The organism is Arthrobacter sp. MMS24-T111, from assembly GCF_054888995.1.
Genome location: NZ_JBTZRO010000001.1, coordinates 389,069 through 406,954 on the forward strand (window position 1 = coordinate 389,069; position 17,886 = coordinate 406,954).

At 68.2% G+C, this 17,886-nt stretch carries 20 protein-coding genes and 1 pseudogene; 15 read left to right on the top strand and 6 right to left on the bottom strand.

All coding sequences use genetic code 11. The features are described from left to right. The first annotated feature begins 35 nt into the window (after positions 1-35). The 8 genes from ACX5I6_RS01770 (at position 36) to ACX5I6_RS01805 (ending at position 5,311) form a co-directional block, all read left to right on the top strand. On the top strand, positions 36-515 hold the full coding sequence (locus ACX5I6_RS01770; RefSeq protein ID WP_018761007.1) for an Asp23/Gls24 family envelope stress response protein: 480 nt from the start codon (positions 36-38) through the stop codon (positions 513-515). Next, complete coding sequence (locus ACX5I6_RS01775) at positions 512-703, top strand: DUF2273 domain-containing protein (RefSeq protein WP_133831746.1); 192 nt, start codon at positions 512-514, stop codon at positions 701-703. Before ACX5I6_RS01770 ends, ACX5I6_RS01775 begins: the two co-directional genes overlap by 4 nt. Before the next feature lie 363 nt (positions 704-1,066). Further along, positions 1,067-1,648, top strand: coding sequence for a hypothetical protein (locus ACX5I6_RS01780; RefSeq protein ID WP_461839249.1), 582 nt, complete (start codon positions 1,067-1,069; stop codon positions 1,646-1,648). After that, positions 1,645-2,265 carry a hypothetical protein gene (locus tag ACX5I6_RS01785; RefSeq protein ID WP_461839250.1) on the top strand — a complete coding sequence of 207 codons (621 nt, stop codon included), beginning with the start codon at positions 1,645-1,647 and terminating at the stop codon, positions 2,263-2,265. Before ACX5I6_RS01780 ends, ACX5I6_RS01785 begins: the two co-directional genes overlap by 4 nt. A 34-nt stretch (positions 2,266-2,299) precedes the next feature. Beyond that, complete coding sequence (locus tag ACX5I6_RS01790; RefSeq protein WP_461839251.1) at positions 2,300-2,530, top strand: CsbD family protein; 231 nt, start codon at positions 2,300-2,302, stop codon at positions 2,528-2,530. A gap of 96 nt (positions 2,531-2,626) precedes the next feature. Then, positions 2,627-3,787, top strand: coding sequence for an RNA polymerase sigma factor (locus ACX5I6_RS01795; protein ID WP_461839252.1), 1,161 nt, complete (start codon positions 2,627-2,629; stop codon positions 3,785-3,787). Further along, complete coding sequence (locus tag ACX5I6_RS01800) at positions 3,784-4,128, top strand: hypothetical protein (protein ID WP_461839253.1); 345 nt, start codon at positions 3,784-3,786, stop codon at positions 4,126-4,128. The genes ACX5I6_RS01795 and ACX5I6_RS01800 overlap by 4 nt, the downstream gene beginning before the upstream one ends. Before the next feature lie 145 nt (positions 4,129-4,273). After that, on the top strand, positions 4,274-5,311 hold the full coding sequence (locus tag ACX5I6_RS01805) for a nitronate monooxygenase (RefSeq protein WP_133831752.1): 1,038 nt from the start codon (positions 4,274-4,276) through the stop codon (positions 5,309-5,311). An 89-nt stretch (positions 5,312-5,400) separates the two neighbouring features. Here ACX5I6_RS01805 and ACX5I6_RS01810 read toward each other — a convergent pair whose 3' ends face one another. Together ACX5I6_RS01810 and ACX5I6_RS01815 are read right to left on the bottom strand one after the other, a co-directional pair. Continuing rightward, positions 5,401-6,441: an NAD(P)-dependent alcohol dehydrogenase gene (locus ACX5I6_RS01810; RefSeq protein WP_018760997.1), complete on the bottom strand. Its 1,041-nt coding sequence runs from the start codon at positions 6,439-6,441 to the stop codon at positions 5,401-5,403. A 149-nt stretch (positions 6,442-6,590) separates the two neighbouring features. Continuing rightward, entirely contained in the window at positions 6,591-7,607 is a 1,017-nt protein-coding gene (locus tag ACX5I6_RS01815; RefSeq protein WP_461839254.1) for a zinc-dependent alcohol dehydrogenase family protein, read from the bottom strand. A 140-nt stretch (positions 7,608-7,747) separates the two neighbouring features. On the opposite strand from ACX5I6_RS01815, the gene ACX5I6_RS01820 reads away from it, so the two are divergent. From ACX5I6_RS01820 to ACX5I6_RS01850, 7 genes are all read left to right on the top strand, one after another. Continuing rightward, positions 7,748-8,641, top strand: a complete 894-nt coding sequence (locus tag ACX5I6_RS01820; protein WP_461839255.1) for a helix-turn-helix transcriptional regulator — start codon at positions 7,748-7,750, stop codon at positions 8,639-8,641. A gap of 51 nt (positions 8,642-8,692) precedes the next feature. After that, on the top strand, positions 8,693-9,340 hold the full coding sequence (locus ACX5I6_RS01825) for a hypothetical protein (protein WP_461839256.1): 648 nt from the start codon (positions 8,693-8,695) through the stop codon (positions 9,338-9,340). Positions 9,341-9,661: 321 nt separating this feature from the next. Then, complete coding sequence (locus tag ACX5I6_RS01830) at positions 9,662-10,777, top strand: ABC transporter substrate-binding protein (RefSeq protein ID WP_461839257.1); 1,116 nt, start codon at positions 9,662-9,664, stop codon at positions 10,775-10,777. Next, positions 10,774-11,628: an ABC transporter permease gene (locus ACX5I6_RS01835; protein ID WP_461839258.1), complete on the top strand. Its 855-nt coding sequence runs from the start codon at positions 10,774-10,776 to the stop codon at positions 11,626-11,628. The genes ACX5I6_RS01830 and ACX5I6_RS01835 overlap by 4 nt, the downstream gene beginning before the upstream one ends. Then, complete coding sequence (locus ACX5I6_RS01840) at positions 11,604-12,404, top strand: ABC transporter ATP-binding protein (RefSeq protein ID WP_461839259.1); 801 nt, start codon at positions 11,604-11,606, stop codon at positions 12,402-12,404. Before ACX5I6_RS01835 ends, ACX5I6_RS01840 begins: the two co-directional genes overlap by 25 nt. Before the next feature lie 24 nt (positions 12,405-12,428). After that, a complete protein-coding gene (locus ACX5I6_RS01845; RefSeq protein WP_461839260.1) occupies positions 12,429-13,808 on the top strand; it encodes an LLM class flavin-dependent oxidoreductase in 1,380 nt (459 codons plus the stop codon). A 113-nt stretch (positions 13,809-13,921) separates the two neighbouring features. After that, positions 13,922-14,344, top strand: a complete 423-nt coding sequence (locus ACX5I6_RS01850) for a universal stress protein (RefSeq protein ID WP_285248396.1) — start codon at positions 13,922-13,924, stop codon at positions 14,342-14,344. A gap of 78 nt (positions 14,345-14,422) precedes the next feature. Here ACX5I6_RS01850 and ACX5I6_RS01855 read toward each other — a convergent pair whose 3' ends face one another. From ACX5I6_RS01855 to ACX5I6_RS01870, 4 genes and pseudogenes are all read right to left on the bottom strand, one after another. Then, on the bottom strand, positions 14,423-14,818 hold the full coding sequence (locus ACX5I6_RS01855) for a (R)-mandelonitrile lyase (protein ID WP_285248395.1): 396 nt from the start codon (positions 14,816-14,818) through the stop codon (positions 14,423-14,425). 40 nt (positions 14,819-14,858) lie between these two features. Further along, the gene (locus tag ACX5I6_RS01860) at positions 14,859-15,992 is read right to left on the bottom strand and encodes an MFS transporter (RefSeq protein ID WP_461839261.1); all 1,134 of its coding nucleotides are present in this window, start codon (positions 15,990-15,992) and stop codon (positions 14,859-14,861) included. A gap of 164 nt (positions 15,993-16,156) precedes the next feature. Then, a pseudogene (locus ACX5I6_RS01865) lies at positions 16,157-17,052 on the bottom strand (DUF817 domain-containing protein). Then, positions 17,045-17,863, bottom strand: a complete 819-nt coding sequence (locus tag ACX5I6_RS01870) for an oxygenase MpaB family protein (RefSeq protein WP_461839262.1) — start codon at positions 17,861-17,863, stop codon at positions 17,045-17,047. The pseudogene ACX5I6_RS01865 and the gene ACX5I6_RS01870 overlap by 8 nt, the downstream one beginning before the upstream one ends. Positions 17,864-17,886: the final 23 nt, after the last annotated feature.

The window sequence follows — 17,886 nt, forward strand, 5'->3', positions numbered from 1 at the left end:
GGAACCCTATTCCAGAGCAAACAAGGAGTGACGCAATGACTACCCAGGCGCAGAACCCCGCAGCAGTCCAGCAGAAGAAGGCAGCCACCGCACCCGGCCATGAACTGTCCCCCGCCAATGGCGCGGACGGCCGCGGACGCACCACGGTGGCCGACGGCGTGGTGGCAAAAATCGCCGGCATCGCCATCCAGGAGATTGATGGCGTGTACGCGCTGGGCGGTGGGGCAGCCCGCGCCATTGGCACCCTCCGCGAGAAGGTGGGCCAGAAGGACCTCACCCAGGGCGTCAGCGTGGAGGTCGGCCAGACCCAGGTGGCCGTGGATGTCACCTTGGTGGTCGAGTACCCGCACCCCCTGCAGCAGGTGGCGGACCGGGCCCGCGATGCCGTCTACACGGCAGTGGAAGACCTCGTGGGCATGGAAGTCACCGAGGTCAACATCACCATCACCGATATCCACGTCCCGTCCGAAGGCGATGACGCGGATGACGCCGAGCGCGAACCGAGGGTCGCATGACCCCCGTCGTCGCCGGCACGGCCGCAGGGGCCGTGCTGGCCCTGGCCGCCCTCGCCTTCGGTTTCTGGGGCTTCCTGCTGACGGCCATCTTCATGGCCATCGGCGCGGTCCTGGGCCGGGCGGCCGAGGGGCAACTGGACCTCGGCGCCGTGCTGGACGCCCTGCGCGGCCGGCGCTCGTCGTCGTGACCCGCCGGGGCCATACCCGGATCGCCCCGGCTGCCCTGCGGCACACCTTGGAAGCCGTGGCAGCCGGCGCGTACGGCGTCCCGCGGGATGACGCTTCCGCCGCCCTCCGGGACGATGCCGGAAAACTCGGGGTCGACCTCCAGATGCGGCTCCCTGTTCCCCCGCTCTTGGCCTCGGCCCCGGGGGAAGGGAGCAAAACTCAACCTTCGAGCAGGCAAACATTGCCCGGCTGAGGATCGCCTTCGCCGGGCGGCGGATCACCGGGATGGACATTGGCCGGGTCAACATCCGGCTTACCGCGGCACCACGGGCGGCCAAGGAAGCCCGCACGGACCGGGCACAGAAACAGGAAGGGAGGCAGCCATGAACCAGGGCCGCATGCAAAAGCGGATGCTCCGGCGGGAGACGCACTCATCGCGCACCGGACTGTCCGTGGCCACGGCCGTGCTGCTGCTCGCCGGTTTCCTGTGGCTGGGGGCCGAGTGCGTCCTCGCGCTCCTGGGCCGCGGCCCGCTCGTGGCCAGCCCTGATGCCATGGCGACTGCCGTAAGGGACCTGCCCCAGGCGGTGCAACCGGCCGTAATGACAGCAGCCGGCGCCGCGGCGGCGGTACTCGGCGCCGCGCTTCTCGTGGCTGCCGTCAAGGGTGGCCGCCGGGGCCGGCGGGCCATGCACAGCGAACGGCTGGCGCTGGTGGTGGATGACGAGGCCATTGCCGCCGCCGTTTCACGCCAAGTGCGCCTGGCCGCCAACCTGGCGCCGGAGCAGGTGAGCACAACGGTGGGACGGCGCCGCGCGCACGTGTCGGTCCGGCCGACGTCGGGCCAGCCCGTTGACCGGGAAGTGCTCACCGAAGCGGCAGCCCGGGAAGTCGCTTCCTGCCGGCTGGCCAGGAACCTGGCAGCGGAGGTGACCATTGCCGCGGAAGGGGCAGTAGGACAATGAACAACACGAACAGGGCAATGAACCGGACCTTCCTGGCGCTTGCCGGAGTGATCCTGATCAGCGCTGGAATCCTGGCGGCGGCCGCCGGACTGAACGCGGACGTACGCACGGGCTGGAGCGCCGCAGCCGGCAGCGCCTTGACGGCGTGGCAGGCCCTGCGGGACACCGCGCCGTCGCCGGAACCGGTGGGCAGCTGGTGGTCTTTGGCAGCGCCGGCGGTGTTGCTGCTCGGGGCCCTCATCGCCATTCTCTGGCTGGCCCGCCAGGGCGGTGGCCGGACCAGGACCGCGGCGCGGCAGGATGACGCGGAACTGGGCGACACGGCGGTAGAGATTTCCTACCTGGCGGCAGCCGTGGAGGCGGCGCTGGAAGGTAACCGGGCCGTCGTCGGGAGCTCCCTGACCGCCTGGCGCCGGCGCGGCTCGAAAAACACCGCGCGCACCTCCCTGCGCCTGACCCTGCAGGCACGCCGCGGCGCTTCGCCGCGGGAGGTGGCAGACGTGGCCGAGGACCTGGTCAGCGCCATCGATGCGCTGCTGGGCCATCGCAATGACGTCCTGGTCCGAATAGGAACTGGAACCAGGACCAAACTGGCCCGGGGAATGCGCGCGGGCTAGCAGGAAACCGAACACGACAGAAAGGCACACCATCATGGGACTCGACGACAAGCTCAACAACGCGGCAACCAACCACCTCGGCGCCGCCAAGGAAGGTGCCGGCAAGCTGACCGGCAACGAGGAACTGGAACGCGAAGGCCAGCGGGACCAGGCGCAGGCGAAACTCCAGAAAGCCGGCGAAAAGGTCAAGGACGCAGCCAAGGGCATCGGCAGCAACCTCAAGGACGCTGCAGCCAAGGTCAAAGAAGGTTTCCGCAAAGACTAGCCAATCCCAGCTGCAGGCCCGCGGCACCGCCACGGCGGTCCGCGGACCTGCCTGCCGCGCGTCCGGCGTTCGCGCCGATAGTGAAAGCAGGGTTCGGTGACAGGTTCACCCTTGATGCGGGACCAGTTGGACCTGGTCCCCGATGCCATTTTAGTGGGCAGGGCCGCCGACGGCGACACGGCGGCCTTTGAAGCCCTCGCCCGGCGCTACGGCCCACACATGCGGGCCTCCGCGCGCAGGCTGACAGGTTCCTACGCGGACGCCGACGACGCCGTGCAGGAAGCGCTGGTCCAAGCGTGGAAGCAACTGGACACCCTGCGCGACCCGGCGGCCGTCAAAGGGTGGCTGCTGCGGCTGACCGGCAGCCGGAGCATCGATTTGCTGCGCCGCCGCAGGAACCACACCAGCCTGGCCGGCGGGGAGGACGACGCGCCGCCGGACACTGTCTCGCCCGGAGCCGGGCCCGAGACGGCAGCGGTGGCCGGCGCCGGCATCGAATCGCTGAAGGCGGCCCTGGCCACCCTGCCCGAAGAGCAGCGGCGCTGCTGGATCCTGAAAGAGATCAACGGACAGAGCTACGAAGAAATTGCGCAAACCCTGAACATCAGCCCAGCCAGTGTCCGGGCGGCTTGCCCGTGCCAGGACTGCCTTGGTCCGCGAAATGGAGGATTGGCGATGAGCATGCCCCACGACACATTCGAGTGCGGCCACACACTTGAGGAACTCAGCATCTACCTGGACACGGGTGAATTCGCCGACCCGCACCACCTGGAATCCTGCCCGGAATGCCGCAACGGGCTCGACTCCCTCCGCCGGCTTTCCGCCGCCGGCAACGAGCTCTTTGCCAGCGACGTTGCCGCGGCCGGCAGTGGCACGGACGAGTGGATGAAGGACATCCTGGCGAACCTGGCCTTGGAACTGCGGCCCGGCAGGACCATCCCGCTGCGGTCCGACGACTCCGCCGACACGCTGTCCGAAACGGAAGGGGCCGTGCTTGCGCTGGTCCGGTCCGTGGCTGACAACCTGCCAGGGACAGTAGCCGGACGCGTAAAGCTCGACGGCGACGTCACCCTCCCCGGAGAGCCGGTGACGGTCCGTGTGGACCTCGCCGTGCTGTTCGGCCAACACCTCATGGACAGTGCGGCATCGCTGCGGCAGGATCTGGCCGAGGCGCTGGCCAGGCACACGGAATTGACCATTGCGGCCATCGACATCACCATCACCGACGTCATCGACGCCCCCCGGGAGGAACAGTGACCACACCATTGAAGAACGTCGTCATGTCGGTCGACGGCGTCACGGAAGTATTTCCCGCACGGAGCCTGTGGCAGCGCCTGCCGGCCCGGGCCGCGTCCGTACTGAACCCGCGGGCCGCGGAGCCGGAAAACGACGCCCTCGTGGACGTCCGTGACCAGGACGGCCGCACCGAGGTGACCGTGCGGGTAGGCGTCAGCTCGGAGGCCCGTACCCCGGATGTGGTCCGTGGTGTTGCCGCCGCGGTCCGGAAGCACTTTGCCCCGGCGGACGTTTCCGTGAAGGTCACGGTGGCGCGGATTGCGCCCGCAGGCCCGGTGGCGGCAGGAAGCCACGACGCCTAGGGACGTTCCCCCGCACGCCCCGGCCCTGTCACGGCCGGTCCATACCGGCGGCTCCATACCGGCGGCTCCATCCCCGCCGCTTCGTGCCGGAGCAGGACCGGCGTAGCATTCGTCAGGTAGGCGCAGCCGGCCCGGGAGGCATGAGTTGAACAGCGAGCGGAAACCACGTCGGTTCAGTCCCAGGTCCCTGGAACTGCCCGTCATCCAGGCGCCCATGGCGGGCGGGCCGTCCACTCCGGAGCTGGCGGTTGCGGTCAGCGCCGGCGGCGGCCTGGGTTTCCTGGCCGCCGGCTATAAGACGGCGGACGCGATGCGCGCCGACATTGAAGCCGTCAGGGAACACACGGGCGCACCCTTCGGTGTCAACCTCTTTGTCCCCCAGCCCTCCGTCATCACTCCCGACGCCCTGCAGCGCTATGCCGCCTCGCTCGCCCCCGACGCCGAACGCTTCGGCGTCGAACTGGGGGATCCACGGCACGACGATGACGGCTGGGACAGGAAGCTCGAGGTCCTGCTGGACCTGGCACCGGCGGTGGTGTCCTTTACCTTCGATTTTCCCGGTGCAGACGTTGTGGAATCCCTGAAGAAACGCGGCGTGTACGTCATGGCCACGGTGACCGGCCGGGACGAGGCACTCCAGGCACTTACCCGGGGTGCGGATGCCCTCTGCGTCCAAGGGCCCGAGGCCGGCGGCCACCGCGGCACCTTCGACTCCGCCGGCGCCCCGCCGGAGGTGCCCCTGCACGGGATCCTCGAGGAGCTGTCCGACCTCGACGTGCCCCTGGTCGCGGCCGGCGGGATCACCACTGCGGACGAAACGCGGGCCGCCCTCAGCATCGGTGCAGCAGCAGTCCAGGCCGGCACGGCTTTCCTCCGCGCCGACGAAGCCGGAACCAAGCCGGCGCACCGGGCGGCACTGGCGTCCCCGGAGCATTTCACCACCACCGCCGTTACCCGTGCGTTTTCCGGCCGCAATGCCCGCGGGCTGTACAACGCGTTCATGGGCCGCCACGACGCCGATGCCCCCTACGGGTACCCGGAAATCCACCACCTCACCACTCCCCTGCGTGCCGCGGCGGCAGCCGCGGGGGATCCGGAAGGGCTGAACCTCTGGGCAGGCATCAACTACCGGACCACCATGGCGGGCCCGGCCGCGTCGATCCTGCGAAGCCTCGCGCCGTGAGGCCGGTCCGGCGTCGTCCTTCACCCACGGGTTAAGCACGACGGCGGGCCGGCCCCTTTCGGAGCCGGCCCGCCGCACGTGGTGGTGCCTTAGAGGGTGGCGGTATCGATCACGAACCGGTACCGGACATCCGAGGCGAGGACGCGCTCGTAGGCCTCGTTGATCTTCTCGGCCGGGATGACCTCGATCTCGGCGCCCAGGTGGTGCTCGGCGCAGAAGTTGAGCATCTCCTGGGTTTCACGGATGCCGCCGATCATGGAACCGGCGAAGGAGCGGCGCCCGCCGATCAGTGCGAAGGCGTTGACGGGAAGCGGCTCGGCCGGGGCACCGACGTTCACCAGCGCGCCGTCCAGCTTCAGGAGGCCCAGGTAGGAGCTGATGTCGATCGAGGCACTGACCGTGTTGATGATCAGGTCGAAGGATCCGGCGAGCTCGGAGAAGGTGTTCTCGTCGCTGGTCGCGTAGTAGTGGTCGGCGCCCAGCTTCAGGCCGTCTTCCTGCTTCTTCAGCGACTGCGACAGGACGGTCACTTCGGCGCCCATGGCGTGGGCGAGCTTGACGGCCATGTGGCCCAGCCCGCCGAGGCCGACGACGGCAACGTTCTTGCCGGGGCCGGCACCCCAGTGGCGCAGGGGCGAGTAGGTGGTGATGCCTGCGCACAGCAGCGGCGCGGCAACGTCGAGGTCGATGCCCTCAGGGATGGTCACCACGAAGTCCTCGGTGACCACGACGTGGGTGGAGTAGCCGCCCTGGGTGATGGTGCCATCGCGGTCAACGGCGCCGTAGGTGCCCACGTTGCCCTTGAGGCAGTACTGCTCCTCGCCCTTCTGGCAGTTGACGCACTCCTTGCAGGAGTTGACCATGCAGCCAACACCCACGCGGTCGCCCACGGCGTGCTTGGTGACGGCCGAGCCAACCTCGGTGACGATGCCGGCGATTTCGTGGCCGGGGACCAGCGGGTACTGCTGCGGGCCCCAGTCGCCGCGGACGGTGTGGATGTCCGAGTGGCAGATGCCGGCGAACTTGATTTCGATCATGACATCGTGCGGACCCACCTCGCGGCGTTCAATGGTGGTGGCCACCAGGTCCTCCGTTGCGGACGGGGATGCATAAGCCTTGACGGTAGTCATGGTTCTCCTCTGATCTGTTGGGGGATAACTCGATGCTACAAGGGCTTCCCTGGTGAAACCCTGTGTGTTGAGGCGGCCAGGGTGGCCCTGTTGTAACTGGTCTTGGGAGTCCTACCCTCGACGGCCTCCAGTCGGGGGCAGGACCGTGGTCACGGGCGCAGGAGCACCTTGATGGCCCGGCGTTCGTCCATGGCCTTGTACGCCTCCGCTGCCTGTTCCAGGGGAAGTTCAAGGTCAAACACCTTGCCGGGATTGATCTCGCCGCGGAGGATCAGGTCGATCAGCTCGGGCAGGTACTGCCTGACCGGGGCAGGGCCGCCGTGCAGGTGGACGTGCGAGTAGAAGAGGTCCCGGCCGGGCAGCGCCACATCATGGGAGACGCCCACGAACCCTACGTGGCCTCCGGCGCGGGTGGCGTGGATGGCCTGCAGCATCGATTCCTGGGTGCCCACGGCCTCGATAACCGAGTGTGCGCCGAGCCCGCCCGTGAGTTCCTTGATCTTTTTCACGCCAGCGTCACCACGTTCTTCGACAATGTCGGTGGCACCGAACTCGCGGGCCAGTGCCTGCCGGTCCGCATGCCTGGACATGGCGATGATCTTCCCGGCGCCCATCTGCTTGGCTGCCAGGATCCCCAAGAGCCCCACCGCGCCGTCGCCCACGACCGCTACAGTCTTGCCAGGGCCCACCTCGGCTGCCTTGGCGGCGAACCATCCGGTGCCCAGCACATCGGAGGCGGCAAGCAAGGATGGAATGTGTGCGTCGTCGGGCATTTCCGGGGTAGCCACCAGGGTGCCGTCCGCCAGCGGGACGCGCAGGTATTCGGCCTGGGCGCCGCCCACGCCCTGGCGGTGGACGCAGCCGCTTTGGTAGCCGGAACGGCAGATCTCACAGGTGTTGTCCGAGGCGAAGAAGGACCCCACGACGAATTGGCCCGGTTGGACGTTCTTCACGTCGGCGCCGATTTCTTCGACGATGCCCACGTACTCGTGGCCCATGGGCTGCGGCCGGGCCAGCTTGTCGGCGCCCCGGTAGGGCCACAAATCGGACCCGCACACGCAGGCGGCAACGAGCTTGATGACTGCGTCCGTGGGCCGCTGGACGGCTGGCTTGTCACGGTCCTCGACGCGGACGTCTCCGGGGGCGTGCATGATGGTTGCGCGCATGCTGGGTCCTCCAAATGCTGAAAGGCTGAAAGCGGACAATCCCATGAAACCCGCATCGCGGGCAGTTGGCGAGGGCCCTGCCCTAACTGGTTTTGGCAGACCCTCCTTAGGGTTCGCGGAATCGTCGTAACGTGGTCCCTATGGATAACCGAGCCGAGGTACGGCAGTTCCTCTCCTCCCGCCGTGGACGCATCACCCCCGAGCAGGCAGGCATTGAACCGTACGGCGGCCGGCGCCGCGTTCCCGGGCTGCGGCGCGAGGAGGTAGCCCGGCTGGCGGGCGTCAGCGTGGACTATTACACCCGCCTGGAACGGGGCAACCTCAGTGGCGTCTCGGACAGCGTCCTGGATGCCATTGCCGGCGCCCTGGAACTGGACCGGGCCGAGCACGACCACCTCTACGACCTGGCACGGGCAGCCAACACCTCGGGACGCAAGCGGGCGGCGAGCGCCGGCGGTTCGGCGTCCACGGCGGTGCGTCCGGAGCTGCAGTTCCTCCTGGACACCATCACGGGGGCGCCGGCCTTTATTGGCAACAACCGTTTGGACATCGTGGCCGCCAACACCCTGGGGTATGCCCTCTACTCGGACATGTACCGCACTCCGTCGAGGCCGGCCAACCACTCGCGGTTCATCTTCCTGGACCCCCGCGCCCACAACTTCTATACGGACTGGGAGCGGGCAGCGAACACCAACGTGGCCATCCTCCGCCGCGAGGCCGGCCGCAACCCGCATGACAAGGGGATCGCGGAACTCATCGGCGAACTGTCCATGCGCAGCGACGAATTCCGCACCCTGTGGGCCGCGCACAACGTCCGGCGCCACTACGCGGGCACCAAGTTCTTCCAACACCCGGTGGTGGGGCTCCTTGAGCTGAACTACCAGGTCCTCGGACTGGAGGAGGACCCCGGACATACCCTCACCGTGTATCCCGCAACCCCCGGCAGCGCCTCCGAGGAAGCCCTCAAGCTCCTGGCGTCCTGGGCGGTCACCGAGAATATTGCCGGCTTGGCCCAGGGCCACGTCCGGGCCTGACACCGGACCCTTCGTTCCATCCTCCGACCAAAGAAAGCCGGTGACCTGCCCGTGCGTGACCTGAGAGCTGATCCGTTCGTCATTGAGGGCCTTGAACAGCTCAGCCGTGAGGCTTTTGGTCCCGCCGGGTTTGCCCGTGGCGCGGAGGAAGTGGTGCAGGTGCTGGTCCACCGGGGCTCCAGTACCCTTGGCCACGGCTACGCCCGCACCGGCGGCAAACTTCGTGACCTTGTGGATGGCAAGGAAGAGTTCTCCTACGAGGCGCTGATCGTATGGCTGGACGAATACCGCAGCCGGGCCTACGAACCGGGTATCGGAACCTGGACCTCGGCGAAGGTCCATGTATACCCTGACCGCCCCGGAGCCGTGGAACTGTTTGATGAAGAACTTCTCAAGAAGACGGGCGACGGCCGGTGGCACCCCGGCGCGGAACCGGCTGATGCGTCCATCTGGGCACGGCAACTCCTGGCCTACCCCCGGACGGCGGACTGCATCCCTGACTGGATGTGGGCCATCTTCACGGCGGAAGGGGTAGACCCGCCGCTCTACAACCCGGAGTTCGGGGCCGTCGACTGGAACAACAGGCGCCGGCCAGTGGCACGTTGGGGGACGGATACCGGTGCACGGCCGGCGGTGATCGATCCTGAGCTGGAACCGGGGTTCTTCCAGGGCCTGGGCAGGAAGCTTTTCCGCTCCTGACGCCGGCCCCTTGCGGACGTCCAGTCACATTAACGTCCGTTGCGGTTCATGGCGCCGGGTTGCCTGCTTTGTCTCCAGGATGGCGCCATGAGTAGTGCCGTTTCGTCGCGTTGAGCGTCCGTTGCGTGATGCTGGCCAAGATCCCGCAAGCCGTGTTTAGGTGTTTCCACGGCACCGGCCAAGCCGTACGCACCACCTGGGACATCAGCGCAAAACCACGCACCCAGCGCCGTTCAGGCACCCCCACCAACCTCCCACGCCCACCCGGGCACCCATCCCGGGTGCCGTCGTCGTACCCGGAATCTTCCCGAAAGGAACACCATGTCCTTCCCAGCATCCCCGCCCCGACCCGGCCCCGCTCGGGCGTTTACCCGCCGCCGCGCCCTGGGCGCCCTCCTGGCCCTGCCTGCCGCGGGGCTGCTCTCAGCCTGCGGCGGTGCCGCCACCGCGGGCGCCGAACGCATCAGCCAGTCATCCCTTGGCCCGCTGGGCGCCTCCGTCCCCGCCGGAACCACCATCACGGTGGGAGATCCCAGCATCAAAGTGGCCCTGGAACTGTCCGGCCTGATCAAGGACCTGGACGGCTTTACGGTGGAATTCGCCAACATCTCCGGCGGCCCGCAGACCACCGAGGCCTTCCGCGCCAACGCCCTGGACGTCGGGTCAGTGGCGGACATTCCGCCCATCCACGCCACCTGGACCGGGCTGGACGTCCGCATCATCGCCGCCGGCTACCGGCAGGACGCGGTGAACCATCCCATCTACGAGCTCGGTGTGGCACCGGGAGCCGGCATCGGCAAGCTCGAGGAGTTGCGCGGGAAGAAAGTGGCCTACTCCCCCGGCCAGGCACAGGGCGCCCTGGTGCTGCGCATCCTGGACAAAGCCGGCCTCAAGCAGGAAGACGTCAAGCTGGTGGAGCTCCCCAGCACCGGGGACGCCTACGCCACCGCGCTGGCCAGCAAGCAGGTGGACGCGGCTCCGCTGGGCGGCGTCCAGATCAAGCGCTACCTGGCCAAATACAAGGCCGACGGCGCCACCACCCTCCGCCACGGGCTCCGCGATGATCCCAGCCTCCTCTACTCCCCCGCCAAAGTCCTGGCCGATCCCGATAAGGCCGCCGCCCTTGCCGCCTACGCGAAGGTCTGGGGCAAGGCGCAGCGCTGGATCGAGGACCACCCGGCCGAGTGGCTGGCGGGCTACTACGTCAAGGACCAGGGCCTGTCCGGTGAGGACGGCCAGTACCTGATCGACGCCACCGGCAAACGCGACCTGCCCACCACGTGGACCGACGCGATCGCCCGGCACCAGGAAACCATCGACCTGCTGGCGCGCGAGCAGAAAAAGCCGCAGTTGACGGCGGCGGACCTGTATGACACCCGCTTCGAGGCCATCGCCGGCACTGCGTTCGCCTCCGCCGCCAAGGCTGGCGCGGCATGAGCGCCGTACTGGACCGCCCCGTCGTCGCACCGCACCAGGACCCCGCACAGGCTGGCCGGCCGGACGTGCGGCCCACAGGCAGGAGGCTGGGGCCCGGACGACGACGGCGGCTCGCCTGGGTGGGTCCGTCCGCTTTGCTGCTGCTGTGGACAGCCGCTTCCGCCACCGGGGCGCTGGACCCGCGCATCCTCTCCGAACCCTGGACCGTCGTGGCCACCGCCGGTGAGCTCATCGCCGACGGCCGGCTCCAGGAGAACCTGGCCATCTCCGCCCAGCGCGCCGGCCTGGGACTGTTCTTCGGCATCCTGGTGGGAGCGGTGCTGGCCCTGCTGTCCGGGCTGAGCCGGATCGGTGAAGCGCTCATCGACGGGCCGGTGCAGATCAAGCGCGCCATTCCCGGCCTGGCCCTGATCCCACTGCTCATCCTGTGGTTCGGCATCGACGAGACCATGAAGGTCCTCACCATCACCCTGGGCGTCTTTGTCCCCGTCTACCTGCAGACCCATGCCGGGCTGCGCGGCATCGACCTGCGGTTCGTCGAACTTGCCCGGACGGTGGGCCTGGGCCGGGCCGGCTTCATCCGCAAGGTGGTCCTCCCCGGCGCCCTGCCGGGCTTCTTCCTGGGCCTGCGCTTCGCGGTGACCGGCGCCTGGGTGTCCCTGGTGGTGGTGGAACAGATCAACGCCACCAGCGGGATCGGCTACATGATGGAGCTCGCCCGCACCTACGGCCAGACCAACATCATCATCCTGGGCCTGGCCGTCTACGGCATCCTTGGCCTCCTCTCCGACGGAATTGTCCGTTTCATCGAACGAAAGGCCCTCTCATGGCAGCGCACCCTGGCGGGCTGACCGCCGTCGCCCCCTCCCCCGCCGGCACCAAGTCCGGCGCCGCTGTTTCAGTCCGCGGGCTCAACCGCAGCTTCGGTACCAAGAGTGTCCTGGACGGTGTGGACCTGGACATCGCGCCCGGCGAATTCGTGGCCCTGCTGGGACCCAGCGGCTGCGGGAAGAGCACCCTGCTGCGTGCCCTGGCCGGCCTGGACCACGAGGTCCGCGGCAGCGGCGTGATCAGCGTCCCGGACCGCGTCTCCGTGGTCTTCCAGGACTCCCGGCTGCTGCCGTGGGACAGCGTGCTGGGCAATGTCACCCTGGGCGTCCCGGAGCACGACGCCGAGGCCCGGGCCCGCAAGGCCCTCGCGGAGGTGGGGCTCGCCGGGCGCGAAAAGGCCTGGCCGCACCAACTCTCCGGCGGCGAACAGCAGCGCGTGGCGCTGGCCCGCTCCCTGGTCCGCGAACCGCAGCTGCTGCTGGCGGACGAGCCGTTCGGTGCCCTGGACGCGCTGACCCGGATCAGGATGCATGGCCTCCTCCAGGACCTGGTGGCAGTCCATCGTCCCGCCGTCCTGCTGGTCACCCACGACGTGGATGAGGCCATCGCCCTGGCTGACCGGATCGTGGTCCTGGACCAGGGCCGGATCGCCACGGTCCGGCCCGTACCGCAACCCATCCGCACCTCCGCTGACACCTCCGGGCACGAGGCCCTCCGCCGCGATCTCCTGGCCGCACTCGGCGTCGAAGCCCCGGAACCCGTCCGTCCCGCCCTGCCCGCCGTCGTCGGCCGCTAACCCAAACTCTCCAAGGAGCCTCCCATGAGCAGCACGCCCACTGAACCGCAGCGCCACCTCCACCTCAACGCCTTCCTGATGAGCACAGGCCACCACGAAGCCTCCTGGCGGTTGCCGGAAAGCGATCCGCACGCGGGCACCAATGTGGCGCACTACCAACAGCTGGCGCGCACAGCCGAGCGCGGCAAGCTCGATTCGATCTTCTTTGCCGACTCCCCCGTCCTGTTCGGCGAGGTGGGCCGCCGCCCGGCCGGCAAGCTGGAGCCCACGGTGCTGCTCACGGCCATCGCGGGCGCCACCGAACGCATCGGGCTGATCGCCACGGCCTCCACCACCTACAACGAACCGTTCAACCTGGCCCGCCGCTTCGCCTCGGTGGACTGGGCCAGCGGCGGCCGCGCCGGCTGGAACGTGGTGACCACCGCCGGACCCGACGCCGCCCGTAACTTCGGCGTGGACGATCAGCCCGCCCACGCCGTCCGGTACGAGCGTGCCGCCGAATTCATCGAGGTGGCGCAGAAGCTCTGGGACAGCTGGCGGGACGACGCCGTGCTCGCAGACAAAGCCGCCGGCGTATGGGGTGACGGGGACAAGATCCGCACCATCGACCACCAGAGCAAGCACTTCAAAGTCCGCGGCCCCCTCAATGTCCCCCGCTCACCGCAGGGCCATCCCCTGATTGTCCAGGCCGGATCGTCCGAGGACGGCAAGGACCTCGCCGCCCGCTACGCGGACGCCGTCTTCACCGCGCACCAGACCCTGGCCGACGCGCAGGAGTTCTACCGGGACCTCAAAGCCCGCACCGCCGCCGCCGGCCGGGACCCGGAGACCATCAAGATCCTGCCGGGCATTGTCCCGGTCATCGGTGCCACCGAGGAGGAGGCCCTGGAGCTGGAGCGCGAACTGGATCGGCTGATCAAGCCGGAGTACGCCCGGATCCAGCTGGCCAAGACCCTCCGCGTGGACCCGGAGGACCTGCCCCTGGACCGCCAACTGCCGGCCAACCTGCCCAGCGAGGATGAGATCGAGGGGGCCAAGAGCCGCTACACCTTGATCGTGCAACTGGCCCGCCGCGAGCAGCTCACGGTACGGGAGCTGATCGGCCGGCTGGGCGGCGGCCGCGGGCACCGGACCTTCACCGGCACGCCCGTACAGGTGGCGGACGCCATCCAGGAATGGTTCGACGGCGGCGCGGCTGACGGCTTCAACATCATGCCGCCGGTGCTCCCCTCCGGGCTGGAAACCTTCGTGGACCAGGTGGTGCCCATCCTGCAGGAGCGCGGACTGTTCCGCACCGAATACACCGGACGGACCCTGCGGGAGCACTATGGGTTGGCGCGTCCGGAGAACCGGTATGCCGGAGCTGCCGCTCCTGAACTGGCCTCGATCGGGCCGGCGTTCTAATGGGCAGGCAGCGGCCACGTTGACGGCAGCTACTGTGTGATACCGGAGCATGACGGGGGTACTCCCTAGACTGGCAGGTGGACATTGCGCCAGGACTAACGAAGGAGTGCAGGATGAGTGGAGTAGTAGTTGTAGGCGTGGACGCGAGCCCGTCGGCACGGAAAGCTGCGGAAGTGGCCTTGGGCCTGGCGGAATCGCTGGGCGCGTCACTGCATGTGGTGACCGGGTTTGAAAGCGAAACCGCCGAAACTTTCGGCGTGGGTTCGGACAAGGTCAGGATTTCCAATGCGGACAGCTCGGAGATCGTGGCGAGGGACCTGGCCAACTCCCGGCCCGGGGTGGAGGTCACCCACTTCGCTGCCCGGGGCAAGCCCGCCGATTCCCTGATCAAGGAAGCGATCCGCCTGGACGCCCGGTTGATCGTGGTGGGCAACCGCAGGATGCGCGGCATCGGCCGGCTCCTCGGCAGTGTCGCTAACAGCGTCGCGCACAACGCCCCGTGCGATGTCTACATCGCCAACACCTACGACGACTGACGATCCCCCACGACGAGGAGAGCGGACGGCGCCGGATTCCTCCGGCGTCGTGCGCTCTTTTCCTGCCCGGGGCGGAAGCTACGCCCCGTACTCCTCGTCAGTGACGTGGCCGAGCCAGGTGACCACCTGGCCGTCCGCATCAGCTTCCTGCATGGCCACGTGCGCCATGAACCGCTCGGGGGTGGCCCCGTGCCAGTGTTCCTCGCCGGGTTCGATGTAGACGACGTCGCCCGGACGGATTTCCTGGACCTCGCCGCCGCGGCGGGCAACCAGCCCAATGCCGTCGGTGACGTAGAGGGTCTGGCCCTTCGGATGGTGGTGCCACGCGGTGCGGGCGCCCGGGGCGAACCGGACATGGGCGCAGCCGATAGCCGACTGTTCATCAGGGTTGCGGATCCCGTCGATCTGCACCGTTCCCGTGAACCATTCCTTTGGCCCGGCGCCGGTCTGGCCGCCGCTCTTGGTGAACTTCATGGTCTCCTCCTGTTGATTCGGTTAACTGGAAATCTGTTGGTCACGCCGACCGGTGCGTGGCTTTGGCGGTCACGAACGCCAGCACGCCGGCGGCGGACAGGACGGTTGCGCTGGCGATGAAGGTGCCGCCGTAACCGGCGGAGTCGAACAGGACGCCGCCCAGGGTTGAGCCGATGGCGATCGAGGTCTGGACTACGGCCACCATCAGGCCGCCGCCTGCCTCGGCGTCGTGCGGCATGGCCTCGGCGATCCAGCTCCACCAGCCCACCGGCGCGGCCGTTGACAGCAAGCCCCACAAACCCAACAGAACCACCACGGCGGCGAACCAGCCGCCGGCCGGCACGAGCAGCGCCGCAATGACGGCCATGAGCGCGGGAATGGTGGCGAGCGTGCGGTACAGGGCTTTCCCCAGGAACCGGCCGATCAGCATGGTGCCGGCAAAGCCTGCCACGCCCAGCACCAGCAGGACCAGGGACACCGTGGCGGCATCAACCCGCGTCACCCGTTCCAGGAACGGGCGGATGTAGGTGAACAGGACGAACTGTCCCATGAAGAAGGACCCGCATGCGGCCATGCCCCAGGCCACCGGGCGGTTCTTGAACGCGGCGAAGATCGCCAGGACGCTGCCCGCTTCCCGCGGCTTGTCCACCGTCATGGACGGAAGGCTGAACCACTGCCAGGCCAAAGCAACGGCGGCCAGTGGAACCAAGCAGAAGAAGGCCGCCCGCCAGCCCATGACGGCGCCCAGCCAGCTGCCCAGCGGGGCGGCCAGGACGGTGGCGAGGGCATTGCCGCCATTGAAGATCGCCAGGGCGCGCGGCACCTGGTGGGGCGGGACCAGCCGCATGGCGGTGGCCGCGGAGAGGGACCAGAATCCCCCGATCACCACGCCGATGAGGGCGCGGCCGGTCATGAAGATCAGGTATCCCGGCGCCAGGGCCACCAGTGCTCCGGAGACTGCCATCAATGCCGTGAGTCCCAGCAGCAGGGCCTTGCGGTTCAGGTTGCCGGCCAGGCGGGAGACCGACAGGCTGGTGAGGACCGCGAACAGGCCGGAGACCGCGATGCCCTGCCCCACCATCCCCTCGGAGACCTGGAGCTCCGCTGCCATTGGCGTGAGCAGGCTGACCGGCATGAACTCGGAGGCGATCAGGGCGAAGACGCACAGCGACATCGCAAAGACGCCTCCCCAGTGGGCCTGGCGATGCCCGCTGCCGTGGTTTTTTTGCGGCGTGCTGGTTCTGCTGGTTGTGGTTTCGGGAGGCATACAGTCCATCAAAGCGTGGTCCCGAAGCCGTAGCGAGGGCCCTGCTGAAACGGGTCTTGGCAGACCCCCTTTTAGCGCGGCAATGCAGCCGACGGAATGCCCATGCGTCGTCCGTCTCTTGGCTCCGGCGGCCGGGGCTTGTAGACCCAGGCCACCAGCACCACGGAGATGAGCATCAGCAGGAACCAGGCCACGAGTTCTCCAGGCCCACCGGATGCCAGCCGGCGGCCTGGCTGGGGTAGAGCCAGGCCCCGGACCAGGTGGCGATGTTCTCGGCGATCCAGATGAACAGGGCCACCAGCAGGAAGGAGGCCACCAGCGGCATGCGGAACTCCCTGCGGAAGACACGGAAGTGCATCACGCAGCGGCCATACACAATCACGACGGCGGCCAGCAGCACCCAGCGCAGGTCCCAGATGTAGTGGTGGGTGAAGAAGTTGGCGTAGATGGCGCCGGCGAGGATGGCGGTGATCCAGCGCCTCGGGTAGGCATCGAACCTGAGGTCGAAGAGCCGGTAGACGCGCACCATGTACGAGCCCACGGCGGCATACATGAAGCCGCTGAAGAGCGGTACAGCCCCGATCCGGAGGACGCCCTCGGCCTCGTAGGACCAGGAGCCGACGTCTGTTTTGAACAGTTCCATCACTGTCCCCACAAGGTGGAACATGACGATGACGCGCAGTTCCTTCAGGGTTTCCAGTTTGAACGCGACCATGAGGACCTGGATGACGACGGCGGCGAGCGTCAGGAAATCGTTCCGCGCCAGTACCGCTGTGTCCGGGTACCACAGCCGGGCGCCCATGAGCACGGCCAGGAGCGCTGCTCCGAAGATACAGGCCCAGCCCTGTTTGAGGCCGAAAACGGTGAACTCGGTGAGCCGTGCCCTGGCGCCGCGGGCCGGGGCCGTGGCCAGGAAGCGGCGGGCGTAGTCGTCGATCCTCTGTTCGACGGGGGTGGAACTACGCACGGCTCCCCTGGCGCTGCTGCAGCCGGCCGGTCCCGCGCAGGTCCTTGTCGAGTTCGCCCAGGCAGTAGTCCTTGAACCAGTGCCGGGTTCGCCGTGGAAGTTTGGGGTAGGCCACCGCCAGGATGCGCATGGTCAGGTTGAAGCGCCGCTCGTGACGGTCGCTCCAGGTGAGGCCGAAGTCCTTCCGCAGCTGGCCCGGCAGCAGCCCGGCGGTCAGGAACCGGGCGGAGGGCATGATGGCCCGGTACCAGAGGGCGGTGTTTTCCGGGTACAGCAGGCCACGGCCAACCTGGGCGCCTTCGGCTTCCACCCGCAGTGCGGCGACCTGCTCCTGCCAGTAGCGGCCGAACGCGTCCCGGTCCGCAGGCCACATGGCCGCCGGAACCTGAAGCGCCGTACCGAGCCGTGCATAGTCCCGGTACATGGCGTCCGCTGCGGCGTCATCGAGCGGGCCGTAGATCTTCTCGATGACGGTGAGCGCTGTGTCGTAGAGCGTGGCCGCCACCCAGAGCTGCAGCGCGGGATCGTAGGCGCTGTAGCCTGCGGACGATTCGTCGGGAACGCGCCGCACGGGGGCGTGGGCCCGGTTCACCCTGCGGCGCACCTCATGCACCTGCTCATCGGTTCCGTACACGACGGCATAGACATAGGTGAGCGTGCCCTTGAGCCGGTTCACGGGACGTTCGGTGAAGGTGCTGTGTGCCGCCACCCCGCGGCCGATGGCAGGATTGGCAAGCTGCAGCAGGATGGCCCGTCCCGCCCCGGCGAGCAGGATGCCTTCCGCCCGGTAATCGGCTGCTTCCTGCACCATGTGAAAAGGGTACCGGAGGGGCA